Below are 24,076 nucleotides of genomic sequence, written 5' to 3' on the forward strand. Positions count from 1 at the left end.
GGGGTGGGGTGGGGTGGTGGGGTGGTGGCGCAGTGGGTCCGCAGGGCGGCGCCACAGGGGGTCGAGGCCCTTGACCTTTCCTGACTCCTTCAGCTCCCGAAGCAGGCCGAGCACCACCTCCACCTGCTCGGGGCATCGGGCCCGCGAGCGCCCCCGTGCCGCGTCGACGGCGTCGGCGACCACGTCCGGGGGCGCAGGACGCGCCAACGTCTCCACCGCCGCCAGGACTTCCTGCCTGCTCGGTGCGTACGTCCGCCGGCTCTCCCCGTCCGTGGCCACTTCCCGCCCCCCGGTCATGTGTGCCGCGACCCACCTGCTCAGCTTCACCGTGTCACCCGATGCCGAAGTGGCGCGGACGGGATACGCGCGTGGGCCCGGATCACGGATGATCCGGGCCCACGGTCGTACGGGACGCGGGACCCACTGGGTACCGCTCAACTATCGCTCGGGGAGCGCTTGAGTGTCAGCTCTGTGCGGGCGACGCGTCCTGCTCGCCCGGCTCGGCGGCAGCGGTGGCGGCGGCCTGCGCCTCGGCGCGCTCGCGCATCTTGCGCACCAGCTCCTGCTTCTTGTCCTCGGCGGCCTTGCGGTCGGCGCCTCGCGCGGAACCCGCGCCCTGCTGTTCGGCGCGGGACAGCTTCTTGCGCTGTCCGCCGACGCCGAGGAGGTTGTTGCGGCTCTTGGCCACGGCGTTCTCCCATTCGTGGTGAGAAGTGAGGAAGGAAGTGATCGGGTGATCGAGATCGATCCGGTGGGCGGCGGGTGCTCGCGACCCGCCGCGCTCTCACTCGTAGATCTGGAAGAACGAAGACATGCGGAAACCGTACCCCGCTCCCGAAGCGCCCCGCACCGGGTTTTCAGGCCGTCGGGTCGACCGTCGCCTGGTGGGCCTCGGCCAGATGCTCCTCTGCCTTCAGCCAGGGCAGGAACTGCGCCGGGCGCCGCCACGCGCAGGTGGAGCAGGTCAACTGACGCGTCATGCCCGACTTCCGTACCTGCACGACGTGTTCACGGCCGTGCTGGTCCCATCTGCTGACCTTGCTGGTGGTGCTGGACGGCATCGCGTACCTCCCGGAACGGCGGCGGGGGCTCCGGTGGACTGTACGACGAAGCCCCCGGTCCCGTACCCGGAACCGGGGGCCTCACGCACGTGTGCGGGTGTCAGCAGCCGAGCAGACGCGAGCCGAGGTACGCCTGGATCTGGTCCAGGGAGACGCGCTCCTGCTTCATGGTGTCGCGCTCGCGCACGGTCACCGCGTTGTCGTCGAGGGTGTCGAAGTCGACGGTGACGCAGAACGGGGTGCCGATCTCGTCCTGACGGCGGTAGCGGCGGCCGATGGCGCCGGCGTCGTCGAACTCGATGTTCCAGTTCTTGCGCAGGTCGGTCGCCAGGCCCTTGGCCTTCGGCGAGAGCTGCGGGTTGCGCGACAGCGGCAGGACCGCGACCTTGACCGGGGCCAGGCGCGGGTCGAGACGCATCACGGTGCGCTTCTCCATGACGCCCTTGGCGTTGGGCGCCTCGTCCTCGACATAGGCGTCCAGGAGGAACGCCAGCATCGCGCGGCCGACACCGGCCGCGGGCTCGATGACGTACGGCGTCCAGCGCTCGCCGGCCTCCTGGTCGAAGTACGACAGGTCGGTGCCCGACGCCTCGGAGTGCGCCTTGAGGTCGTAGTCGGTGCGGTTGGCGACGCCCTCCAGCTCGCCCCACTCGCTGCCGCCGAAGCGGAAGCGGTACTCGATGTCGGCGGTGCGCTTGGAGTAGTGGGAGAGCTTCTCCTTCGGGTGCTCGAACCAGCGCATGTTCTCCTCGCGCATGCCGAGACCCGTGTACCAGTTCCAGCGCTGGTCCATCCAGTACTGCTGCCACTCCTCGTCCTCGCCCGGCTTGACGAAGAACTCCATCTCCATCTGCTCGAACTCACGGGTCCGGAAGATGAAGTTGCCCGGAGTGATCTCGTTCCGGAAGGACTTGCCCATCTGCGCGATGCCGAACGGCGGCTTCTTGCGCGACGTCTGCTGCACCTGGCCGAAGTTGGTGAAGATGCCCTGGGCGGTCTCGGGGCGCAGGTAGGCGACCGAGCCGGAGTCCTGGGTCGGGCCGAGGTGGGTGGAGAGCAGACCCGAGAACTGCTTGGGCTCGGTGAAGGTGCCCTTGTTGCCGCAGTTGGGGCAGTTGAGGTCGGCGAGGCCGTTGACCGGCGGCTTGCCGTGCTTCTCCTCGTACGCCTCCTCCAGGTGGTCGGCGCGGTAGCGCTTGTGACAGGAGGTGCACTCGGTGAGCGGGTCCGAGAAGGTGGCGACGTGGCCCGAGGCGACCCAGACGTCCGAGGCCAGGATGACCGACGAGTCGAGACCGACCACGTCCTCGCGCGCGGTGACCATGTAGCGCCACCACTGACGCTTCAGGTTCTCCTTCATCTCGACGCCCAGCGGCCCGTAGTCCCAGGCGGCCCGCTGACCACCGTAGATCTCACTGCAGGGGTAGACGAAGCCACGGCGCTTGCTCAGGCTGACGATGGTGTCGATCTTGTCGGCGGCCACGGTGCTCTCTTCATTACGACGGTGACGAACGGCGAATGCTTCAGATTACCGGCGGGCGCACCCCTGGGATCAAATCGGTGGGACGTGAAGGATCTTCGCGGCGCCCCTATGTGACCTTCCGGGCATCTCATCAGCCTTGTTGACAATCGTTTCCACTTTAGTTGAAAATGACTGTCATGAACGTACGCCGCCTCATACCCACCACCGCCGTCGCCGGAGCAGTCGCCCTCGGCCTGACCGCTCTCTCCGCCTGCTCCACCTCCGACGCAGCGGACGGAGGCGACGGCGGCAAGCTGAAGGTGACGGCGTCGTTCTACCCGATGCAGTTCCTGGCCGAGGAGATCGGCGGCGAGCACGTCGCGGTCACCAGCCTCACCAAGCCGGGCGTCGAGCCGCACGACCTGGAGCTCAACCCGCGCCAGATCGGCTCCATCAGCGAGTCCGACTACGTGCTGTACCTCAAGGGCATCCAGCCCGCCGTGGACGACGCGATCGCGCAGTCCGGTGTGAAGAACACCGTCGACGCCGCGACCCTCACCACGCTGGAGAACCACGGCTCCGAGGTCAGCGGCCACGAGCACGGGGAAGAAGAGCACGCGGACGAGCACGCGGACGAGCACGGCCACGAGGAAGAGGCCCACAAGGAGGAGGCCCACGAGGAGCACTCCGAGGGCGACGGCCACAACCACGGCGAGGAGGGCGGCGCCGACCCGCACATCTGGCTGGACCCGGTGAAGTACGCCGAGGTCGCCAAGGGCGTCGGCAAGTCGCTGGAGAAGGCCGACCCCGACCACGCCGCCGACTACAAGAAGAACACCGACGCCCTCGTCTCCCAGCTGGGCGAGCTGAACACGGCGTACGAGACCGGGCTGAAGAACACCTCCACCAAGACGTTCATCACCACGCACTCCGCCTTCGGCTACCTCGCCGAGCGCTACGGGCTCACCCAGCAGGGCATCGCGGGCATCGACCCCGAGGCCGAGCCGAGCCCCGCCCGGATCCAGGAGATCCACACCATCGCGGAGAAGGAGAAGGCCACCACGGTCTTCTTCGAGACGCTCGCCAGTGACAAGACGGCGAAGACCCTCGCGAAGGACACCGGCCTGAAGACCGGAGTCCTGGACCCGCTGGAGGGAATCACGGACAAGTCCCAGGGCGCTGACTACATCGAGGTCATGGAGTCCAACCTCGCCGCGCTGCGGAAGGCACTCGGCGCGAAGTGACCCGTACCACCCCGTGGACCCGCATCACCCCTGGATCGGAGGCGCTCATGCCGGAGCGTGCGAGCACCAACCGCGAGCCCGTGGCCATCACCCGCGAGCCCGAGGCCACCGGCCATGCGCCCGTGATCGCCCTGCGCGGCGCCACGGCCACCCTCGGCGCACGCCCCGTGCTGCGCGGGGTGGACCTGACCGTGCACCGCGGCGAGGTCGTCGCGCTGCTCGGCGCCAACGGTTCCGGCAAGTCCACCGCCGTACGGTCCGCCATCGGGCAGGTCCCGCTGACCGGCGGCACCGTCGAGCTGTTCGGCACCGAGCTGCGCCGCTTCCGCCGGTGGGGCCGGATCGGCTACGTCCCGCAGCGCACCACGGCCGCGGGCGGCGTGCCCGCCACGATCCGCGAGGTCGTCGCCTCCGGCCGGCTGTCCCGTACGGGGCTGCGGTGGCCCGGGAAGGCGGACCGGGCGGCCGTGGACCGTGCCATCGAGCTGGTGGGCCTGGCCGACCGCGCGAAGGACTCCGTGAGCGCGCTCTCGGGCGGACAGCACCAGCGGGTGCTGATCGCCCGCGCCCTGGCCGCCGAGCCGGAGCTGCTGATCATGGACGAGCCGATGGCCGGGGTCGACCTGGCCAGCCAGGAGATCCTCGCCTCGACCCTGCGCAAGCAGGTGGCGCTCGGCACCTCCGTGCTGCTGGTGCTGCACGAGCTGGGCCCGCTGGAGCCCCTGATCGACCGGGCCGTCGTCCTGCGCGACGGCTGCGTGACGCACGACGGGCCGCCGCCCGAGGCGCTCGGCCAGCACGCCCTGCCCGGCCACGACCACGTACACCCCCACGCGGCCGCCGAGCCCGTACGGACGGGACTGCTGACCTGATGATGCTGGAATTCCTGAACCCTCCCTTCATGCAGCGGGCGCTCATCGCGGCCGTGCTGGTCGGCATCACCGCGCCCGCCATCGGTATCTACCTGGTGCAGCGGCGGCAGGCCCTGATGGGCGACGGCATCGGGCACATCGCGATGACCGGCGTCGGCCTCGGCTTCCTGCTCTCCACCAACCCGGTCTGGATGGCCACGGCCGTCGCGGTGGCCGGTGCGGTCGTGATGGAGCTGATCCGCTGGTACGGACACACGCGCGGCGACCTCGCCCTGGCGATGCTGTTCTACGGCGGCATGGCGGGCGGTGTCATGCTGATCAACCTGTCCGACACGGGCTCCAACGCCAACCTGACGTCGTACCTCTTCGGCTCGCTGGCCACGGTCTCCGAGTCGGACGTCATCGCGATCTGTGTGCTGGCGGCCTTCGTGGTGCTGGTCACGGTGGGGCTGCGGAGGCAGCTGTTCGCGGTCAGCCAGGACGAGGAGTTCGCCCGGGTGTCCGGACTGCCGGTGCGGGTGCTGAACCTGCTGATCGCGGTGACCGCCGCCGTGACCGTGACCGTCGCGATGCGGGTCGTCGGCCTGCTGCTGGTCAGTGCGCTGATGGTGGTCCCGGTGGCGGCGGCGCAGCAGATCACCAAGTCCTTCAAGGTCACCTTCGTGCTGGCCGTGGTGATCGGCACGGCCGTGACCCTCACCGGCACCGTGACCTCGTACTACCAGGACGTTCCGCCCGGCGCGACGATCGTGCTGCTGGCCATCGCGGTGTTCGTCGCGCTGACCGTGCTCGCCGCCCCGCTCGCGCGACGCCGGGCACGGGCGAGCGAGGCGAAGGGGGCCGAGTGCACCCTGGAGGTACCGGGCGTCCGCCGGGACAGGGACGACGTACGCGTGTGACGGCGTCGCACCCCACGTGTTCGCCGGCGGCGGCCGGCCGGGCTGGCACAATGGCCCGACACATGTACGGGCGACACGAGGAGGCAGCTGTGGCCACGGCGCCGATCAGTGGCACGAACGCAGCGCCGGTACGCGGCCGGTCCACCCGGCAGCGGACGGCGGTGGCGGCGGCGCTCGACGAGGTCGACGAGTTCCGCAGCGCCCAGGAGCTGCACGACGTCCTCAAGCACCGCGGCGACTCCGTGGGCCTGACCACGGTCTACCGGACCCTGCAGTCCCTCGCCGACGCGGGTGAGGTCGACGTCCTGCGGACCAGCGATGGCGAGGCCGTCTACCGGCGGTGCTCGACCGGTGATCACCACCACCACCTGGTGTGCCGGCTCTGCGGCAAAGCGGTGGAGGTCGAGGGGCCGGCCGTGGAGCAGTGGGCCGAGATGATCGCCGCCCAGCACGGCTATGTGAACGTCGCGCACACCGTCGAGGTCTTCGGCACGTGCGCGGAGTGCGCCGCGAGCAAGGCGTAACGAACGGGAAGGGGCGGGCCCGGGACGCGTACAACGTCCCGGGCCCGCCTCTTTCACGCCTCTTTCACGTCACTTCGCACCGCTTCGCGTCACTTCTTGGCGGCCTCCGCGGCCTCCGCCGCCTTTGCGGCCTTGGCCGCCTCCACCGCTTCCGCCCCGCCGAAGCGGCGGTCGCGCTGGGCGTACTCCAGGCAGGCCCGCCACAGGTCCCGGCGGTCGAAATCCGGCCAGAGAACGTCCTGGAAGACCATCTCCGCGTACGCGCTCTGCCAGATCAGGTAGTTCGAGGTGCGCTGCTCGCCGCTGGGGCGCACGAAGAGGTCCACGTCCGGCATGTCCGGGTAGTACGTGTACTTCGCGAAGGTCTTCTCGTTGACCTTGGACGGGTCCAGCTTCCCGGCCGCCACGTCCTGGGCGATGCGCTGCGCGGCGTCCGCGATCTCGGCGCGGCCGCCGTAGTTGACGCAGAAGTACAGCGTCATCCTGTCGTTGTCCTTGGTCTGCTCCTGGGCGACCTGGAGCTCCTGGACGACGGACTTCCACAGCTTGGGCATACGGCCCACCCAGCGGATGCGGATGCCGAGCTCGTCCATCTCGTCGCGGCGGCGGCGGATCACGTCGCGGTTGAAGTTCATCAGGAACTTCACCTCGTCCGGCGAGCGCTTCCAGTTCTCCGTGGAGAAGGCGTAGAGCGAGAGGTTCTTGACGCCCATCTCGATACAGCCCTTGAGAACGTCCATGACGACGCCCTCACCGACCTTGTGGCCCTCGGTGCGGGGCAGACCCCGCTCCTTGGCCCAGCGGCCGTTGCCGTCCATCACGACGGCGACGTGCTGGGGCACCAGCTCGCCGGGGATCTTCGGAGGCGTCGCGCCCGTGGGGTGCGGCTCGGGGGTCTTGTACGTGCGCCGGTTACGGCCGCCGAGGATCCCGCGTACTGCCATGAGCTTCTCAGTCTCCCTGTGTCACTTCTCCACGCGCCGCGCCGTCTGCCCGACGCACCGCGTCACTTCTCCACGTACCGCGTCACTTCTCGACGTACCGCAGCGAGCGCAGTCCGCGCTCCAGATGCCAGTGCAGATAGGCGGACACCAGCCCGCTCCCCTCCCTGACATGACGCGCCTCGCACGCGTCCGCCGTCGCCCAGTCGCCGCTGAGCAGCGCGCTCAGCAGGGCCAGGGCCTGTGCCGAGGGTACGACGCTGCCGGCCACCCGGCAGTCACCGCATATGACGCCCCCCGCCGCGACGGAGAAGAACCGGTTCGGACCCGGCATTCCGCACTTGGCGCAGTCCTCGAAGCTGGGCGCGTATCCGTTGACCGCGAGCGAGCGCAGCAGGAACGCGTCCAGGATCAGATGGGGGGCGTGCTCGCCCCGGGCGAGGGTGCGCAGGCCGCCGACGAGCAGCAGATACTGCTGGACGGCCGGTTCGCCCTCGTGGTCGGTGAACCGCTCGGCGGTCTCCAGCATCGCGGTGCCCGCCGTGTAGCGGGCGTAGTCGGCGACGATCCCGCCGCCGTAGGGGGCGATCGTCTCGCTCTGGGTGCAGAGGGGCAGCCCGCGGCCGACCAGCTCGCTGCCGCGCGCGAAGAACTGCACGTCGACGTGGGAGAAGGGCTCCAGGCGGGCGCCGAACTTGGATTTGGTGCGGCGCACCCCGCGGGCGACGGCCCGCACCCGGCCGTGGCCGCGGGTCAGGATCGTGATGATCCGGTCGGCCTCGCCCAGTTTCTGCGTACGCAGCACGATGCCGTCGTCCCGGAACAAGCTCATGGGCCCATTGTCGCCCACCCGGGGCCCGTGGCGGGGGCCGTGGGCGGTTACGGGCGTACGCGGACGGGCGAGCGCCGTTACGAGGGTGTGCGGGCGGCTGCCGCCAGCAGGCGGACGGTGTCCTCGGCGGGGAGCTGGAGGGCGCTGCCGACCGTGGTCAGGACCTGGCGCTCGGCGGTGCGGTAGGGCCCGTCGGCCAGCGCGATCCTGGCCCCCTGGAGGAGGACGGACTCGCGGCCGGCGGCGGCCAGGTGCGGGGCGAGCGGGGCCAGCACCTCGTGCAGCTCGATGGCGAGGGTCGGGCCGCAGGCCTCGGCGGCCGGGTCGGAACCGGAGCCCCGCCCGGTGTCGGCGGCCAGCACCTCGACGACGGTGAACAGCTGCTCCTGGGTGCAGTCGTCGAGCCCGGCGTCGCGCACGGTGGCGACGGCGGCCTCCAGGACGGTGCGGGAGGTGGTGCCCCCGGCGGCGAGGACGGCCAGGGTGACGGTGTGGACGGCCTCGCGGAGCATCGCGGAGAACCGGGTCGTGGTGGGGCGGTCCAGCGCCTCGGGGGCGTAGTGGGTGAGACAGGCGGCGCACTCGACGACGGGCTCGGTCTCGCCCCTGCCGACCAGTGGGACGCCGAGGAAGGTGAGGCGGCGGCGGCCGGTGAGCCGGCGGTAGTTGCGGTCTCCCCCGCAGCCGGGGCAGAAGAAGGCGCCGTCGCCGACGGCGTCCCAGATGGTGCGAACACCGCAGAGGACCGGCCTCAGAGCGCGTTGTCCTTTGGCTGACCGCACGTCGCACACCTCCGTAACGCTCCGGCAACCTTGCCGTGTGTTGGACGTGATGTTAGCCACACGTGAGACGCGGCGTCAGCCTCTGGGACGTCACAACCCCCGGATATGGCCGAACCCCGACCACCCGGAGCGGGCGGTCGGGGTTCGTCATTGCCGTCGTACGGGGTCGAACCGGACGTCCGTACGAGGAGGGGTACGCGAGGGCCCGGGAGGGGCCGGACGGGTCAGCGGGCCGCGCGGTTGACGGCGGAGACGACCGCCTTGAGCGAGGCGCGGGTGGTGTTGGCGTCGATGCCGATGCCCCACAGGACCTTGCCGTCGATCGCGCACTCGATGTACGAGGCGGCCTGGGCGCTGGCGCCCTCGCTCATCGTGTGCTCGGTGTAGTCCAGCAGCCGGGCGTCGATGCCGATGGCCTGCAGCGCTTCGAAGAACGCGGAGATCGGGCCGTTGCCCGTGCCGCTCAGCACGGTGTCCGTGCCGTCGACGGTGGCCTCGACGGTCAGGGTGTCCCGGCCGTCGGTGTCGGTGGTGGTCTGGCCGGAGCGGAGCTGGACGCGGCCCCATCGAGCCGCGGTGTTCTCCGCGTTCGGCAGGTACTCGTCCTGGAAGGTGGTCCAGATCTGGGCCGGGGTGACCTCGCCGCCCTCGGCGTCGGTCTTGGCCTGAATGATCCGGGAGAACTCGATCTGCATCCGGCGCGGCAGGTCCAGCTTGTGGTCGTTCTTCAGGACGTAGGCGATACCGCCCTTGCCGGACTGCGAGTTGACCCGGATGACGGCCTCGTAGGAACGGCCGACGTCCTTCGGGTCGATCGGCAGGTACGGCACGGCCCACTCGATGTCGTCGACCGTCTTCCCCTGGGCGGCGGCGTCACGCTCCATGGCGTCGAAGCCCTTCTTGATGGCGTCCTGGTGGGAGCCGGAGAAGGCGGTGTAGACCAGATCGCCCGCGTAGGGGTGGCGCGGGTGGATCTCCATCTGGTTGCAGTATTCGCTGGTGCGGCGGATCTCGTCGATCTGCGAGAAGTCGATCTGCGGGTCGACGCCCTGGGAGAAGAGGTTCATGCCCAGGGTGACCAGGTCGACGTTGCCGGTGCGCTCGCCCTGGCCGAACAGGCAGCCCTCGATGCGGTCGGCCCCGGCCATGATGGCCAGCTCGGCGGCGGCGACGGCGGTGCCCCGGTCGTTGTGCGGGTGGACGGAGAGGCAGACGAACTCGCGACGGGTCAGGTTGCGGGACATCCACTCGAAGCGGTCCGCGTGGGTGGAGGGCGTCGAACGCTCCACGGTGGCGGGCAGGTTGAGGATGATCTCGCGGCCCTCCTCCGGCTGCCAGACGTCGCAGACGGCCTCGCAGACCTCCAGGGCGAAGTCCAGCTCGGTGTCGGTGAAGATCTCCGGGCTGTACTGGTAGCCGAAGACCGTCTCCGGGCCCAGGATCTTCTCGGCGTACTCCATGACCAGCCGGGTGCCGTCCACCGCGATCTGCTTGACCTCCTCGCGCGAGCCGCGGAAGACGACGCGGCGGAAGGTGGGGGCGGTGGCGTTGTACAGGTGGACGGTGGCCCGGTGCGCGCCGACCAGCGACTCCACGGTGCGCTCGATCAGCTCCTCGCGGGCCTGGGTCAGGACGGAGATCGTCACGTCCTCGGGGATCGCGCCCTCTTCGATGATGGAGCGGACGAAGTTGAAGTCGGTCTCGCCGGAGGACGGGAAGCCGACCTCGATCTCCTTGTAGCCCATCGCGACCAGCAGGTCGAACATCTCGCGCTTGCGCGCCGGGGACATCGGGTCGATCAGTGCCTGGTTGCCGTCGCGCAGATCGGTGGACAGCCAGCGGGGCGCGACGGTGATCCGACTGTCGGGCCAGGTGCGGTCGGCGATGTCCACGGCCTCGTAGCCGCGGTACTTGTGGACCGGCATCCCGGACGGCTTCTGGAGCTGCGTCGCGTTGGTGATCGGGGTGGGGCGGCCGACGGAATCACGGGCGGGATTCACGGGATTACCGGCGGGATTCACGGTGGTCATGGCGTAGGGCTCCTCGGTCCAGCGGGGGTCGGCCGACTGTGTCGCTGCAGCACCAGACTCCGCGGGGAGGGGGTCGGCCTACGACTACAGGCCCTCGCCGCGGCAGCTAAGGAGAAGCAGCCCGAAACGCATGATGCGATGAGCGTAACCGAGTGTGGCCCGTGGTGTCGGTCCGTATCAGTATGCGGGACCGGGCATCGATGGCGGGTAAACGGTGACTCATCACTCCATTTCGTCAATCATCGTCGCAACCAGTGACAGCGCCGTGACGGAATGCCACAGTCGTGTCATGCACCTTCGAACCGACGGCGATCTCCACCCCGTCTTCTGCACCATCGTTCCGCCCCACGTACTCGATCACCTGTCCCGGTCCGCCGACGCCAGGCTCGCGGATCCGGCCCGCCGCACCCTGGTGGCCGACGGCCTCCGCCGCGACCGCCGCCGGACGACGGCCCTCGCCGCCGTCCCGACCGCCCCCGGCGTGGGCGCGGTCCCCAGCAAGCCCCACCGCACCCTGTACGACTGCCGGAACGGCACCACCCTGCCCGGCCACCAGGTCCGCGGCGAGGGCGACAAGCCCACCTCGGACGCCAGCGTCAACCGCGCGTACGCCGGCCTCGGCGCCACCTTCGAGCTGCTGCTCTCGGCGTACGGGCGCAGCTCGATCGACGGCAAGGGGCTGCCGCTGATCGGCTCCGTGCACTACGGCGAGGAGTACAACAACGCGTTCTTCGACGGCGAGCAGATGGTCTTCGGGGACGGCGACGGCGAGATCTTCCTCGACTTCACCGTGGCGGTGGACGTGATCGCCCACGAGCTGGCCCACGGTCTGACGCAGCACACCGCCAACCTGCGCTACGAGGGCCAGTCGGGCGCGCTCAACGAGTCGGTGTCCGACGTCTTCGGCTCGCTGGTGAAGCAGTTCTCGCTGGGCCAGAGCGCGGAGCAGGCCGACTGGCTGATCGGGGCCGGGCTGCTCGCTCCCCGGGTCAGCGGGGACGCGCTGCGCTCGATGAAGGCCCCGGGCACGGCGTACGACGACGACGTCCTCGGCAAGGACCCGCAGCCGGGCTCCATGGCGGACTACATCGAGACGGAGGAGGACAACGGCGGGGTCCACCTCAACTCCGGCATCCCCAACCGCGCGTTCCACCTCCTGGCCACCGCGCTCGGCGGCAACTCCTGGGAGCGTGCCGGGCAGATCTGGTTCGACGTGCTCACCGGCGGCGAGCTGACGGCGAACGCGGACTTCGCGGAGTTCGCCCGGCTGACGGTCGCGGCGGCGGGCGCCCGCTTCGGCGCGGCGGACGAGCGGGAGGCGGTCCTCAAGGCCTGGTCGGAGGTGGGAGTTCCGACCAGGAAGTGACCCGCGCCCCGAGGAGGCGGGGTTGAGCGCTCGTACGGCCCCCGATAGACAGGACCCCATGCGTATTCAGGTCAGCCGGACCGGCGGCTTCGCCGGCATCGCCCGCCGCCATGAGGTCGACACCGGGGGAAGGGCGGACGCCGCTCAGTGGCATGCGCTCGCCGAGGAGGCGCTCGACTCCGCGCGGGACACCCCGCCGACGGGGGTACCGGACGGCTTCCGGTACGAGATCACCGTCGGGGACCGCACCGTGTACTGCGCTGACCCCGATCTGACCGGGGCGCAGCGCACGCTGATCTCACGCGTCCTCAAGGAGGGCGCGTGAGATCGGCACCCGTGCGGTACGAACGCTAGAACCCCAGCTTCCGCAGCTGCTTGGGATCGCGCTGCCAGTCCTTGGCGACCTTCACATGCAGGTCCAGGAAGACCGGCGTGCCGAGGAGGGCCTCGATGTGCTTGCGGGACTTGGTGCCGACGTCCTTCAGCCGCTGGCCCTTCGGGCCGATGATGATGCCCTTCTGGCTGGGGCGCTCGATGTAGACGTTGGCGTGGATGTCCAGCAGCGGCTTGTCCGCCGGACGGTCCGTGCGCGGCAGCATCTCCTCGACGACGACCGCGATGGAGTGCGGCAGCTCGTCGCGTACGCCCTCCAGCGCCGCCTCACGGATCAGCTCCGCGACCATGACCATCTCCGGCTCGTCGGTGAGGTCGCCCTCCGGGTAGAGCGGCGGGCTCTCGGGGAGCAGCGGCGCGATGAGGTCGGCGAGCAGACCCACCTGCTGGTCCTTGACCGCCGACACCGGGATGATCTCGGCCCACTCGAAGCCGAGCTCGTCGGCCAGCGCGGAGACGGCGAGGAGCTGTTCGGCCAGCGCCTTCGACTCGACCAGGTCGGTCTTGGTGATGATGGCGATCTTGGGGGTCTTCCTGATCCCCGCGAGCTCCTTGACGATGTACTTGTCGCCGGGGCCGAGCTTCTGGTCGGCGGGCAGGCAGAAGCCGATGACGTCGACCTCGGCCCAGGTGGTCCGCACGACGTCGTTGAGCCGCTCGCCCAGGAGCGTGCGCGGCTTGTGGAGGCCGGGGGTGTCGACCAGGATCAACTGCGCGTCGTCACGGTGCACGATGCCGCGCACCGTGTGCCGGGTGGTCTGGGGGCGGTTGGAGGTGATCGCCACCTTCTGACCGACGAGCGCGTTCGTGAGGGTGGACTTGCCCGCGTTGGGGCGGCCCACGAAGCAGGCGAAGCCGGCCCGGTGGGGGGAGGTGGTCTCCGCTTGCGCGGCAGCGGATTCTTGCTTCGGTCGAGCGCTCATGGCGACCATTCTCCCCGATCCCGGCGGCGCTGCCGCACAGTGGGCCGGGCGGGACCGGTCTCGGACGCCTCAGGCCGTACGCGTACGGCGTCGGCGGGTCCGTGCCCACAGGGCCGTTCCGGCGGCGACGAGTACGGCGAGCAGTCCGGCGACGAGCCACGGCACGGCCAGGAACGTGACGGCCGCCGACTCCCGGGTGCCCTTCGCGGTGGCGGTGAGTTCGACCTCGGCCCGGTCCAGCTGCGGAGCGCCGTCCCAGGTCTCGGTCAGCCGGACCCGCTGGCGGGGCAGCAGCTCGGCGGGCAGCTTCGTCAGGCCGCGCTTCAGCAGGGTCCGGCCGAAGAGGCCCTCGGCGCGCAGCGCGACGGCGGGGGTGAGGGTGACGTTCCCCCGGTTGTGCAGGGTGTACGAGATGACGGCGCGGCTCGTGCCGGTGCCCGGGACCAGCGGGCGGTGCCGCTCGATCCGGATGTCCTCGACGGAGAGCGCGGGGACGGTGGGCCCGTTCACCCGCAGGAGGATCCGGGCGCCGACGGCTCTGCGGACCCCGACGGCCAGGGCGCCGCGGCGGGTGGCCCCGACGCGTTCGTCCAGGGCGATCAGGGCGCCGGGGTGGTCTCCCGGCTCGGCGTTCTCCGGGACGGTGATGGTCAGGGGCACGGTGACCGAGGCCTTGGGGCCCACGGTGACGGTGTCCCGGTCGGTGCGCGCCCAGGCGCCGATGGAGCGCTGCTTCTCGTTCCGGTCGCGGACCGCGAAGCCGCCGTCGCGCGGGGTGTTGTAGGCGTCGGCCGCGTACAGCCGCAGGGTCAGCGGCTTCGCGGTCTTGTTGGTGACGGTGACCCGGTCGGTGAGCGTCGTGCCCGGGGCGGCGAAGAGATAGAGGGAGGGGCGTTCGCCGGACGGGCCGGAGGCAGGCCGGACGGACCAGCTTCCGTTGTCGGCCGGGTGGGCGGCGGGCGTGCCGAGGAGCAGCAGGACAGCTGTCAGGAGGAGCACGGAGAGCTTGCGCACGCTACGGGACCCCCAAAAGGTGTCCGGGCGGAGTGGGCCGGCCGGGTGCGCGCCCGGCCCACGGCGGATCAGGAGCGGACCTCACAGCGGGGCGAGGACCGGCGCTCCCGGGCGGGAGTGGGACCTCGTCCGAGGGCGAGGGCCACGCTCCGGGGAGGCGGGCCTCATGTGAGCGTGAGGGTCAGCACTCCCGCGTAGGAACCGGCCCCGGTGAAGGCCGGAACGTCCAGGGAGAGCCCCGCGTCGACGGTGAACTCCCCTCCGGTGGCCGCCCCGTCGGGTGTGGACGCCAGGGTGGCCCCGGCGGTGCCGACCGTTCCGGCGCTGCCCGCCGCGCAGGTGCTCGGGCTGCCGGGCTTCGTGGCGCAGGACGGGGTCCAGCCGAGGGCGTCGGCGCTGATCCGCGCCCCGCCCGGACCCGTGAAGTCGGTGACCCTGCCGGTGAGGGACCAGCCCGCGGGTCCGCCGCGGAAGTCCTCGACGGTCACCGTGCGCAGGTCGCCGGTGGAGGCGCCGCCCCGGCCGAAGTCGACCCCGGACAGCGGGACGCTGTCGCCGGCCTGGGTCATGGACAGCGTGCCCGCCCGGACGGTCGTGGTGAGCTGCTGGCTGCCGTCGGGGATCTCACCGCCCCCGGTGACGGTGTACGCCTGTGGGCCCGCGGCCTTCTCGGCGTCCCAGGCGCCGCCCTCGTAGGCGACGATGCCGGTGGTGTCCGGGTCGCTGACGGCGAGCCGGGCGGTGAAGGCCCCGGATCCGTCGGCGGTGGCCGTGGCGGTGTCACCGGTCTGCGCGTCGCCGTCGCGGCCCGCCACGGTGATGCCCGCGCCCGGGGTGAACTTCGTGCCGGTGACCGTGACCTCGTCGCCCGCCTGCCCGGAGGCGGCCGAGAGCTGGACGGCGCGTTCGTTGACCTGGCCACCGCCGGTGGCGGTGACGGTCTCCGACACGGGGGCGGGCGGGCCCGTCACCGTGCAGGGGGTGTCCAGCTCCATGATGTAGCTGGTGTGGATGTTGTAGTCGCCGGGCGACAGGGTGATCGCGCCGGGCGCGGTGACGGTGAACGTGCCCGTCATGGAGAACGACGGGAAGGCGCCCTTGCCGGGGACCGGGTCGTTCTTCTTCGGCCCCGCGACGGTGACGTCGCCGCTCTGCGCACCGCCGAGGGTGACCTTCCCGGTCGGCGTCATGATGTCGGCGGGCAGGGCCAGGTCGACCGGGTTGCTGGCGGCCGGCACGACCACGGTGTAGGTCACGGCGACGGTGTCGCCGACCTGCGGGGTCGCGTCGTCGACGGTGATCTGCGCGGTCGTGGTGCCGTCGATGGGCGGGATGCCCGCGATGGGCGGCGGGATGCAGTGGGTGGGGAAGTCCACCGCGACGGAGGCCGTCGCGGCGGCCTGCGCCGGACCTCCGAGCAGTCCGCCCCCGGTGACGACGAGTGCGGTGATGCCCAGGGCGGCGGCCCAGCGGCGCCGCGGTTCGGTGGATCTTCGCGTGGTCGGTCGCATGAATTCGATGCCCTCCTGCGGAAAGCGGTACGGCGGCTCTTCCGTACCGGCAGGGGGCCATTGATGACCCGGGCGAAAAAGAAGTCAATGCAGACGAAACGCGGTGACTGATGGGCCATCAGATGGTGTCAAGATCGGCCTGCCGAGAGCGGTCCGCTCGGGCGGGCCGTCCCGCGGCCCGGGCGGCCCGCCGTCAGCCCGCCGTGACCCGGACCCGCAGGGTGCCGTCCGGACCCGCCAGCAGCACCGGGGTGTCCGGTCCACCGAGGTCCCGCACCGCGGCCCGGTCGTCGTCGGAGGGCGTCTCGGCGGCGGAGACGACCGCGGCAGCCTCCAGCGAGGTGGCGCCGCTGGCCACCGCCATGGCGACGGCGGTCTGCAGGGCGCTGAGCTTCAGCGACTCCAGCGCCACCGTGCCCGCGACATACGTACGTCCCGTCTCGTCGCGTACGGCCGCGCCCTCGGGCACCCCGTTGCGGGCACGGGCGCTGCGCGCCAGGGTGACGATCTTGCGGTCCTCGGCGTCGAGCTCCGTGGTGTCGGTCATGGAACGAGCATACGAAGCGGACGGGAGCCCGCACAGGCCGCCCCGGCACCGGGAGCGTCCGGCCGTCCCGGACCGGTCACCCCGGCACCGGATACATCGAACCGCGCCGCCCCTCGGGCGAGGCGAGCCACTGGAGCCTGGCCTCGCAGCCGGTGCCGGGCAGCGGGGTATGCAGCACGATCGCCAGGTCCGGCCGGGCGGGCACCCGCAGCTGGGTGGACTCCAGGACCAGACGGCCGACGAGCGGATGCTCCACCTCCTTGCGGTTCTGACCGGCGGGGGCGATGTCCCGCCGCTCCCACAGCTCGGAGAAGAGGCGGCTGGCCGCCTTCGCCTCCTCGATCACGGCCCGGAATCCGTCGTCGTCCGGGGAGTCCGAGCAGGCCGCCCGGAACTGGGCCACCACCCTGGGGGCCAGCGCGTCCCAGCTCGGCGCGGTGCGGGAGCGGTAGACCGGGTCGGTGAAGAAGGCGATCAGGCAGTTCTGCCGGATCCCGGGCCGCATTCCGAGGACGGCGGCGGACGCGTCGTTGTACAGGACGGTGTTCCAGTAACGGTCCATGATGTGGGCCGGGTAGGGCATCCAGGCGTCGATGAGCCGGGTCAGCCCCTCGCACATGTCGGCGTCGGCCGGATCGACCTCGGGCGGGGGCGCGTTCAGCCCGGCCAGCACGTACAGATGGCGGCGCTCGGCGCTGCTCAGGCGCAGCACCCGGGCGACGGAGTCCAGCACCTGCGGGGAGACGGTGATGTCGCGGCCCTGCTCCAGCCACTGGTACCAGGAGACGCCCACCCCGGCGAGGACGGCGACCTCCTCGCGGCGCAGCCCCGGGGTGCGGCGGCGGGCGCCGCCCGGCAGGCCCGCCTCGTCCGGGGTGACACGGGCCCGGCGGCTCCTGAGGAACGCGCGCAGTTCGGCGAGACGGTGGGCCTTCGTGCCGTCCGTCGCCTGCTGGGCCGGTGTGGCCACGTACTCCCCCTGGTGTCCGTGCGTACGCCTGCCTGGTGGTGCGGGCAACAGGATAAGTTCCCGCTCCCCACGGTTATTCCGGTCGCCGCAGGGTGGGACCCATGGCGATCGAATCTCCCTCCACCTCTGCTGCTTACCCTGCTCCCCCGCTGTCCCCCGCGCTCCCCGGGGCCGGCCCGCCCCGGCTCTCCGGCCGGGCCCGGCTGGTCCTCTTCGTGCTGTGCGCCGCCCAGTTCATGGTGGCGCTGGACTTCTCCGTGCTGAACGTGGCACTGCCGGTGCTCGGCAGGGACCTCGGGCTGAGCACCACGGGCCTCCAGTGGGCCGTCACCGCGTTCGCGCTGCCGTCCGGGGGCTTCCTGCTGCTCTTCGGGAGAATCGCCGATCTGTACGGGCGGCGCAGGCTGTTCCTCATCGGGCTCACCCTCTTCGGTGCCTCGTCCCTGCTGGCGACCGTGGCCTGGGACCCGGCCTCCTTCCTCGCCGCACGGGCGCTCCAGGGTCTGGGCGCCGCGGTCATCGTGCCGACCGGGATGTCCCTGCTGACGACCACGTTCCCCGAGGGGCCGCTGCGCGACCGGGCGCTCGGGATCAGCGGAACGCTGATGTCGCTCGGCTTCACGGTGGGCATGGTCGCGGGCGGCGTGCTGACCGAGACGCTGGGCTGGCGCTCCACGATGGGCCTGCTGGCGGTGGCCTCGGTCGTGGTGCTGGTGCCGGCCCCGAAGGTCCTGGCCGAGTCGCGCACGACGGACCGGCACCGGCTGGACGTGCCGGGTGCGGTGAGCGTCACCGGCGGTCTGCTGGCGCTGATCTACGCGCTGTCCACGGCGGCGGAGCGCGGCTTCGGCGGCGTGGACGTGCTGGTCACCCTCGTCCTGGGCGTCGCCCTGCTCTCCGCCTTCGTCGTGGTGGAGTCCCGCTCGGCGGCCCCGCTGGTGTCGCTGCCGATGCTGCGGCGGCGGACGGTGGCCTTCGGCAACCTGGGCGGCCTGGTGACCTTCTCGATGATGAGCACCGTCGTCTTCGTCCTGACCCTGTACCTCCAGGAGGTCCTGGACCTCTCACCGTTCTCCACCGGACTGGTCTTCGGGGTGCAGGGCGTGCTGTCGGTGGTGGCGGGGATGTACGCCCCGAAGCTGATCGGCCTGATCGGCGCCCGCCGGACCCTGGCGCTGTCGCTGCTCGGGCAGGGGCTGTTCATCGGCGCGCTGCTGGGCCTGGGGCCGGACACGGGGGCGTTGCTGGCGACGGCCGCGGTGTCGCTGTCCAGCATGTTCCACCTGGGCGCGATCATCTCGTACGGACTGATCGTGACGTCCGGCGTCCCGAACGAGGAGCAGGGCCTGGCGACCGGTCTGGTCACCACGACCCAGCAGGTCGGCCTCACGGTCGGCATCCCGCTGCTGGGGGTGCTGGCCACGACGCAGGACACCCTGTTCGACGGCGTACGGACGGTGGTGGCGGTCGCGGGGGCCGTCCTGCTGGCGACGGGTGCGGCGGTGGCGGCGGGTCTGCGGCGCGGCTGACCGCGCGGACGGGCCCGCCCCCACGCGGGGAGCGGGCCCGTTCTCGTACGCGCATCCTCTACGGGCGGTCCAGGCGCAGCCGTTCCGCCTTCGGGAGTCCGGCGACCACCAGGTCGTAGGAGTCCTCGACCATCTCGCGCAGCAGCCGGTCCGGGACGCCGGAGACGGTGACCGTGTTCCAGTGGCGCTTGCTCATGTGCCAGCCGGGCACGATCGCGGGGTGCGTCTCGCGCAGCCGGATCGCCTCGTCGGGATCGCACTTGAGGTTGATGGTGAGCGGCCGCCCGTCCAGCGCGGTGAGGGCGAACATCTTCCCGAGCACCTTGAAGACGGAGATCTCCGGGCCGAACGGGAACTCCTCCACGCTCGCGTTGAACTCCAGGCAGAAGGCCCGCAGCCGCTCCGGCGTCATTCCGCTTCCTTCTCCTCGGGTTCCTTGTGCTCCGGCTCCACGAGCACCGTGACGATCTTGTTCCGGCGGCCGGCGGGGGATTCCGCGGTGAGCCGGAGCTTGCGGCCGTCGGGCAGCTCGACGGCCGCGGACGCGCCGGCGATCGGGACCCGGCCGAGCGCCTTGGCGAGCAGGCCGCCGACGGTCTCCACGTCCTCGTCGTCGTACTCGTCGAGGCCGAAGAGGTCGCCGAGGTCCCCGATGTCGAGCCGGGCGGTGACCCGGTAGCAGCCGTCCTCCAGCTCCTGGACGGGCGGCAGCTCCCGGTCGTACTCGTCGGTGATCTCGCCGACGATCTCCTCCAGGATGTCCTCGATGGTGACGATGCCCGCGGTGCCGCCGTACTCGTCGATGACGACCGCGACATGGCTGCGGTCCTGCTGCATCTCGCGCAGCAGGTCCCCGGCGTTCTTGGTGTCGGGGACGAAGGCGGCGGGGCGCATGGCGGTGGAGACGGGGTCGGCCTCGGACTCGCGGTTGATGTGCGTCTTGCGGACCAGGTCCTTGAGGTAGACGATCCCGACGACGTCGTCCTCGTTCTCGCCGGTGACGGGGATCCGGGAGAAGCCGGAGCGCAGGGCGAGGGTGAGGGCCTGGCGGATCGTCTTGTAGCGCTCGATGGAGACGAGGTCGGTGCGCGGCACCATCACCTCACGGACCAGGGTGTCGCCCAGCTCGAAGACGGAGTGCACCATGCGGCGCTCGTCGTCCTCGATGAGCGACTCCGCCTCGGCGAGGTCGACCATGGCGCGCAGCTCGGCCTCACTGGCGAACGGGCCCTTGCGGAACCCCTTGCCCGGGGTCAGCGCGTTGCCGACGAGGATCAGCAGCTGCGGGATCGGCCCCATGATCCTGGCCAGCGGCAGCAGGACGTACGCCGAGGCCGTCGCCGTGTTCAGCGGGTGCTGGCGGCCGATGGTACGCGGGGAGACGCCGATGGCGACGTAGCTGACGAGCACCATCACGCCCATCGCGACCGCCAGCGCCTCCCAGGTCTCGGGCAGTTCCTGGAGGCAGACGTAGGTGACGAGGACCCCGGCCGACATCTCGCAGGCGACCCGCACCAGCAGGGCGACGTTGAGATAGCGGGTCGGGTCGGCGGCGATCTGCGCCAGCTTCGCGCTGCCGCGCCGGCCGGACCGGACCGCCTCGTCCGCCCGGAAGCTGGAGGTGCGGGCGATACCGGCCTCCGCGCAGGCGGCCAGCCAGCCGACCACGACCAGCAGCACGGCCCCGATGATCAGGGGCGCGCTCACGAGACGGTGGGGGCGGGGGACGCGCCGGTGAGCCCGTGCTCCCCGCGCCAGCCGTCCACGATGGCGGCCTGAAGACCGAACATCTCGGCCTTCTCGTCCGGCTCCTCGTGGTCGTACCCCAGCAGGTGCAGCACGCCGTGGACGGTCAGGAGCTGGAGCTCCTCGTCCATGGAGTGCTGCGTCGGGGCCTCTTCGCCCTGCTTCTTCGCGACCTCCGGGCAGAGCACGATGTCACCGAGGAGCCCCTGCGGGGGCTCCTCGTCGTCCTTGGCCGGCGGACGCAGCTCGTCCATCGGGAAGGACATGACATCGGTCGGGCCGGGGAGGTCCATCCACTGGATGTGCAGCTGCTCCATGGCGTCGGTGTCCACGACGATCACCGAGAGCTCGGACAGCGGGTGGATCCGCATCCGGGCCAGTGCGTAGCGGGCGATGTCGAGGATCGCCTGCTCGTCGACCTCGGTTCCGGACTCGTTGTTGACGTCGATCGACATGGTGCGCTGCGACTACTTCCCTTTACGGCGGTCGCGTCGGCCGTCTTCGCGGCTTTCCGCCTGACCGTCCTGCTGACCGTTTCGGCTGTCGTACTTCTCGTACGCGTCGACGATACGGCCGACGAGCTTGTGCCGGACGACATCCTGGGAGGTGAGCCGGGAGAAGTGCACGTCGTCCAGGCCCTCCAGGATGTCCTGGACCTGCCGCAGCCCGCTCTTGGTCCCGCTCGGCAGGTCGACCTGGGTGACGTCACCGGTGATGACGATCTTGGAGTCGAAGCCGAGGCGGGTGAGGAACATCTTCATCTGCTCGGCGCTGGTGTTCTGCGCCTCGTCGAGGATGATGAACGCGTCATTGAGCGTGTTGTGCGTCAACAGATAGTCCTGAGTGACGTACAGCGAGTCCTCCGCCGCCACCTGGATACAGACCGCCTCTTCCCGGCCCGCCGGCTCGATGCTGTCGATGAACCGCATCGGGCGTCCGCCGCCCCCGGCCGCGTGGAACTTCTCGGCCTTGCGGGCGAGGCGGAAGGGCTCGATGCCCTCGGGAAGGCGGATGTCGACGATGTGGGCGTCGTAACGGTGGTGGACCTCCCTGCCCCTGGCGAGCCCCGGCGTCCGGCCTTCCGCGGGCCGACGGCGCATGTACGCCACTCCGCCGAGGGACTGGACCAGGGCGATCACGTCGTCTCGGAGAGCGATGGACGCGGTCGTGTACTGGACGCGGCACGTACGGTCCGACTGGGTGACCGGACCGCCGTCGGCGTCGAGGAGGCCTTGGAGCACGGCGAGGCGAACCTCGGCGGAATTGTGTAGATAGCCGTCCGGAACGAACTTCGAATGCGACCTGGTTCCCAGAAGCTCCAGCTGGCGCAGGATCGCGGTGACCGGGTTCTCCAGTGTCACCACATCGCCCGGCGCCTTGGTGCGGTTCAGCACGTAGTCCGGTCCGCCCTCGTGCCGCAGGGTGACGCCGGTGAGCGCTCCTTGCAGGGCTTCCGCCAGCTCCTGGTCGGCGGTGGCGAACGACGGTGTGGTGGAGCCGGTGAGGCAGCCGTCGCCGAGCAGCAGGCCCAGTGCGTACGGGTCCATCGGGACCTCGCGCTCAGGGAAGCTGACGGGCGCGGTCAGCATCGGCAACTCGTAACGGCGCGCGTGCGCCGCGCGGAGATTGCCGATCATCTCCTTGGTCTCCAGGACCCGCCACGGCTCGTCCCGGCGGCGGTCGGAGGCGGTCCGGACCGTCCACAGGTGCTCACCGCAGCACAGGGTCCACGAACCGTCCTGAGCGCTGACGCGGTAGATGTCCTTCTCACCCTGCGGGTACACGCCGAGGACGGGTGTCGGCTCGCCGTTGGAGCCGACGACGAGGTCACCCACTTCGAGGTCCCCGATGGGACGCCAGCCGTCGGGCGTCAGCACCTTGGTGAAGACCGGCTGAGCCCGGCCCCGCATGTACGCCAGCGGCGCGACCTCGATCGTGCCCGCCGCCATCAGCCGCGGGATCGAGTCGGGGTCGAGCATGTCGTGCAGGGCGTCGTAGAGCGGGCGCAGATACGGGTCGATCTTGTCGAACAGGGTGCCCGGCAGGAAACCGAGCCGCTCCCCCGCCTCTACCGCGGGCCGGGTCAGGATGATCCGGCTGACCTGCTTGGACTGGAGTGCCTGGACGGCCTTGGCCATGGCGAGGTAGGTCTTGCCCGTACCGGCGGGGCCGATGCCGAAGACGATCGTGTGCTGGTCGATCGCGTCGACGTAACGCTTCTGGTTGAGCGTCTTGGGGCGGATGGTGCGGCCGCGGTTGGAGAGGATGTTCTGTGTGAGCACCTCGGCGGGCGTCTCGCCCCCGGGCTCTCCCCCGCCGCCGGCCGCCCTGAGCATGGCGATCGACCGTTCCACTGCGTCCTCCGTCATCGGCGCTCCGGTGCGGAGCACGAGCATCATCTCGTCGAACAGGCGTTGGATGAGAGCGACGTCGGCGGCCTCGCCCGTGGCACTGATCTCGTTGCCCCGGACATGGATGTCGGCCGCCGGGAAAGCCTCTTCGATCACGCGCAACAGCGAGTCACCCGATCCCAGGAGCATCACCATGGGGTGTGCGGCCGGGATCCTGATCTGGGCACGCGCCTGCGGCTGTGTGGGTGTCTGAGTCATGGGCCGGCCCTCGGGCCTGCGCATACCTCCCGTTGCAGGGTTCTCGCTGCTCGACAACCTCCGGATTACCAAGCCTACGACCTGGCGGTGACAACACCGAGAGGTTTTACCGGCCGCGTGTGCGACCCGACCCGCCCCCGCTCACTGGCGGAAGCCGATCGTGGGCACCGCGCGCCGCAGCGGCCAGGCGCGGGCCGTGGTGGGCAGCAGGTCGTCCAGGAAGGCGTAGCGCTCCAGGGCGGCGGGGTCCTGGTCCGCGCAGGTGCGGATCAGCTGCCACCAGGCGGCGACCTCGGCCCAGCCGGGGGCGGAGAGCGAGCCGCCGAACTCCTGGACCGAGAGGGCGGCGGTGAGGCCGGCGAAGGCGAGCCGGTCGGCGAGCGGCCAGTCGGCGAGGGTGCCGGTGACGAAGCCGGCGACGAAGACGTCTCCGGCGCCGGTGGGGTCGAGCGCCTCCACCTCGATGGCGGGCACGGCCGCGGCGACGCCGGTGCGGCCGTCGACGGCGTACGCGCCCTCGGCGCCCAGGGTGACCACGGCGAGCGGGACGCGTTCGGCGAGCGCGTGGGCGGCGGCGCGCGGGCAGTCGGTGCGGGTGTAGCGCATCGCCTCCTCGGCGTTGGGCAGGAACGCCTCGCAGTGCGCCAGGTCGGGCAGGGCGTCCAGGTCCCAGCGGCCGGTCTCGTCCCAGCCGACGTCGGCGAAGATCAGCGCGCCGTTCCGGGCGGCGGCGGCCACCCAGGGCTCGCCCCGGCCCGGGGCGAGTGAGGCGATGGCGGCGCGGGCGCGCGGCGGGCAGTGCGGGAAGGCCGGGGCGGGGG

General features: G+C 71.0%; 24 protein-coding genes and 1 pseudogene. 7 read left to right on the forward strand and 18 right to left on the reverse strand.

All coding sequences use genetic code 11. The annotated features are described in order from the left end of the window. The 4 genes and pseudogenes from CR470_RS20285 to CR470_RS20300 all read right to left on the reverse strand — a co-directional run. A pseudogene (locus CR470_RS20285) lies at positions 1 to 327 on the reverse strand (hypothetical protein); the annotation flags it as partial. Between the two features lie 136 nt (positions 328 to 463). Further along, positions 464 to 688 carry a DUF6243 family protein gene (locus tag CR470_RS20290; RefSeq protein WP_018961190.1) on the reverse strand — a complete coding sequence of 75 codons (225 nt, stop codon included), beginning with the start codon at positions 686 to 688 and terminating at the stop codon, positions 464 to 466. A gap of 169 nt (positions 689 to 857) precedes the next feature. Beyond that, complete coding sequence (locus CR470_RS20295; RefSeq protein ID WP_097868993.1) at positions 858 to 1,061, reverse strand: hypothetical protein; 204 nt, start codon at positions 1,059 to 1,061, stop codon at positions 858 to 860. A gap of 100 nt (positions 1,062 to 1,161) precedes the next feature. After that, on the reverse strand, positions 1,162 to 2,544 hold the full coding sequence (locus tag CR470_RS20300) for a glycine--tRNA ligase (protein WP_097868994.1): 1,383 nt from the start codon (positions 2,542 to 2,544) through the stop codon (positions 1,162 to 1,164). Positions 2,545 to 2,720: 176 nt separating this feature from the next. Between CR470_RS20300 and CR470_RS20305 the strand changes: the two genes are divergently transcribed. The 4 genes from CR470_RS20305 to CR470_RS20320 all read left to right on the forward strand — a co-directional run bounded on the left by CR470_RS20305 (position 2,721) and on the right by CR470_RS20320 (position 6,062). Next, positions 2,721 to 3,767 (forward strand): metal ABC transporter solute-binding protein, Zn/Mn family, encoded by a 1,047-nt coding sequence (locus CR470_RS20305; protein WP_097868995.1) that lies wholly within the window; start codon positions 2,721 to 2,723, stop codon positions 3,765 to 3,767. 47 nt (positions 3,768 to 3,814) lie between these two features. Beyond that, a complete protein-coding gene (locus CR470_RS20310; protein WP_373561428.1) occupies positions 3,815 to 4,639 on the forward strand; it encodes a metal ABC transporter ATP-binding protein in 825 nt (274 codons plus the stop codon). Then, positions 4,639 to 5,538 (forward strand): metal ABC transporter permease, encoded by a 900-nt coding sequence (locus tag CR470_RS20315; RefSeq protein WP_097868996.1) that lies wholly within the window; start codon positions 4,639 to 4,641, stop codon positions 5,536 to 5,538. The genes CR470_RS20310 and CR470_RS20315 overlap by 1 nt, the downstream gene beginning before the upstream one ends. Before the next feature lie 89 nt (positions 5,539 to 5,627). Further along, positions 5,628 to 6,062, forward strand: coding sequence for a Fur family transcriptional regulator (locus tag CR470_RS20320; protein WP_097868997.1), 435 nt, complete (start codon positions 5,628 to 5,630; stop codon positions 6,060 to 6,062). A gap of 89 nt (positions 6,063 to 6,151) precedes the next feature. Here CR470_RS20320 and CR470_RS20325 read toward each other — a convergent pair whose 3' ends face one another. From CR470_RS20325 to leuA, 4 genes are all read right to left on the reverse strand, one after another. After that, positions 6,152 to 7,006 carry an isoprenyl transferase gene (locus tag CR470_RS20325; RefSeq protein ID WP_097868998.1) on the reverse strand — a complete coding sequence of 285 codons (855 nt, stop codon included), beginning with the start codon at positions 7,004 to 7,006 and terminating at the stop codon, positions 6,152 to 6,154. Between the two features lie 82 nt (positions 7,007 to 7,088). Beyond that, positions 7,089 to 7,835, reverse strand: coding sequence for a DNA repair protein RecO (recO, locus tag CR470_RS20330; protein WP_097868999.1), 747 nt, complete (start codon positions 7,833 to 7,835; stop codon positions 7,089 to 7,091). A gap of 77 nt (positions 7,836 to 7,912) precedes the next feature. Continuing rightward, complete coding sequence (locus tag CR470_RS20335) at positions 7,913 to 8,617, reverse strand: TerB family tellurite resistance protein (RefSeq protein WP_097869000.1); 705 nt, start codon at positions 8,615 to 8,617, stop codon at positions 7,913 to 7,915. 224 nt (positions 8,618 to 8,841) lie between these two features. After that, positions 8,842 to 10,647, reverse strand: coding sequence for a 2-isopropylmalate synthase (gene leuA, locus CR470_RS20340; RefSeq protein ID WP_097869001.1), 1,806 nt, complete (start codon positions 10,645 to 10,647; stop codon positions 8,842 to 8,844). Between the two features lie 289 nt (positions 10,648 to 10,936). On the opposite strand from leuA, the gene CR470_RS20345 reads away from it, so the two are divergent. Continuing rightward, positions 10,937 to 12,013, forward strand: a complete 1,077-nt coding sequence (locus CR470_RS20345) for a M4 family metallopeptidase (RefSeq protein ID WP_097869002.1) — start codon at positions 10,937 to 10,939, stop codon at positions 12,011 to 12,013. 58 nt (positions 12,014 to 12,071) lie between these two features. Continuing rightward, a complete protein-coding gene (locus CR470_RS20350; RefSeq protein WP_097869003.1) occupies positions 12,072 to 12,338 on the forward strand; it encodes a protealysin inhibitor emfourin in 267 nt (88 codons plus the stop codon). Between the two features lie 25 nt (positions 12,339 to 12,363). Here the strand turns inward: CR470_RS20350 and era are convergent, their stop codons facing one another. The 5 genes from era to CR470_RS20375 all read right to left on the reverse strand — a co-directional run bounded on the left by era (position 12,364) and on the right by CR470_RS20375 (position 17,371). Beyond that, positions 12,364 to 13,338 carry a GTPase Era gene (era, locus tag CR470_RS20355; protein WP_179892322.1) on the reverse strand — a complete coding sequence of 325 codons (975 nt, stop codon included), beginning with the start codon at positions 13,336 to 13,338 and terminating at the stop codon, positions 12,364 to 12,366. 60 nt (positions 13,339 to 13,398) lie between these two features. Further along, on the reverse strand, positions 13,399 to 14,343 hold the full coding sequence (locus tag CR470_RS20360; RefSeq protein WP_097869004.1) for a WxL protein peptidoglycan domain-containing protein: 945 nt from the start codon (positions 14,341 to 14,343) through the stop codon (positions 13,399 to 13,401). A 164-nt stretch (positions 14,344 to 14,507) separates the two neighbouring features. Beyond that, on the reverse strand, positions 14,508 to 15,854 hold the full coding sequence (locus CR470_RS20365) for a beta-xylosidase (protein ID WP_097869005.1): 1,347 nt from the start codon (positions 15,852 to 15,854) through the stop codon (positions 14,508 to 14,510). A gap of 193 nt (positions 15,855 to 16,047) precedes the next feature. Next, positions 16,048 to 16,401, reverse strand: coding sequence for a cytidine deaminase (locus CR470_RS20370; protein ID WP_007449584.1), 354 nt, complete (start codon positions 16,399 to 16,401; stop codon positions 16,048 to 16,050). 76 nt (positions 16,402 to 16,477) lie between these two features. Then, positions 16,478 to 17,371 (reverse strand): helix-turn-helix transcriptional regulator, encoded by an 894-nt coding sequence (locus CR470_RS20375; RefSeq protein WP_097869006.1) that lies wholly within the window; start codon positions 17,369 to 17,371, stop codon positions 16,478 to 16,480. A 101-nt stretch (positions 17,372 to 17,472) separates the two neighbouring features. Here CR470_RS20375 and CR470_RS20380 point away from each other — a divergent pair, with 101 nt between their 5' ends. Continuing rightward, positions 17,473 to 18,900, forward strand: coding sequence for an MFS transporter (locus tag CR470_RS20380; protein ID WP_097869007.1), 1,428 nt, complete (start codon positions 17,473 to 17,475; stop codon positions 18,898 to 18,900). A gap of 58 nt (positions 18,901 to 18,958) precedes the next feature. On the opposite strand, the gene CR470_RS20385 is transcribed toward CR470_RS20380, so the two are convergent. The 5 genes from CR470_RS20385 to CR470_RS20405 form a co-directional block, all read right to left on the reverse strand. Further along, positions 18,959 to 19,312 carry an MmcQ/YjbR family DNA-binding protein gene (locus CR470_RS20385; protein WP_097869008.1) on the reverse strand — a complete coding sequence of 118 codons (354 nt, stop codon included), beginning with the start codon at positions 19,310 to 19,312 and terminating at the stop codon, positions 18,959 to 18,961. Further along, complete coding sequence (locus CR470_RS20390; protein WP_097869009.1) at positions 19,309 to 20,607, reverse strand: hemolysin family protein; 1,299 nt, start codon at positions 20,605 to 20,607, stop codon at positions 19,309 to 19,311. The genes CR470_RS20385 and CR470_RS20390 overlap by 4 nt, the downstream gene beginning before the upstream one ends. Further along, entirely contained in the window at positions 20,604 to 21,101 is a 498-nt protein-coding gene (gene ybeY, locus CR470_RS20395; protein ID WP_003969265.1) for an rRNA maturation RNase YbeY, read from the reverse strand. The genes CR470_RS20390 and ybeY overlap by 4 nt, the downstream gene beginning before the upstream one ends. A 12-nt stretch (positions 21,102 to 21,113) precedes the next feature. Beyond that, complete coding sequence (locus CR470_RS20400) at positions 21,114 to 23,255, reverse strand: PhoH family protein (RefSeq protein WP_097869010.1); 2,142 nt, start codon at positions 23,253 to 23,255, stop codon at positions 21,114 to 21,116. Positions 23,256 to 23,396: 141 nt separating this feature from the next. Next, positions 23,397 to 24,076, reverse strand: a 680-nt coding sequence (locus CR470_RS20405; RefSeq protein WP_257138853.1) for a carbohydrate kinase family protein, incomplete at its 5' end; no start/stop codon positions are given.

The sequence above is a fragment of the Streptomyces sp. rh34 genome (genome assembly GCF_002551245.1).
Classification (GTDB): Bacteria; Actinomycetota; Actinomycetes; order Streptomycetales; family Streptomycetaceae; genus Streptomyces.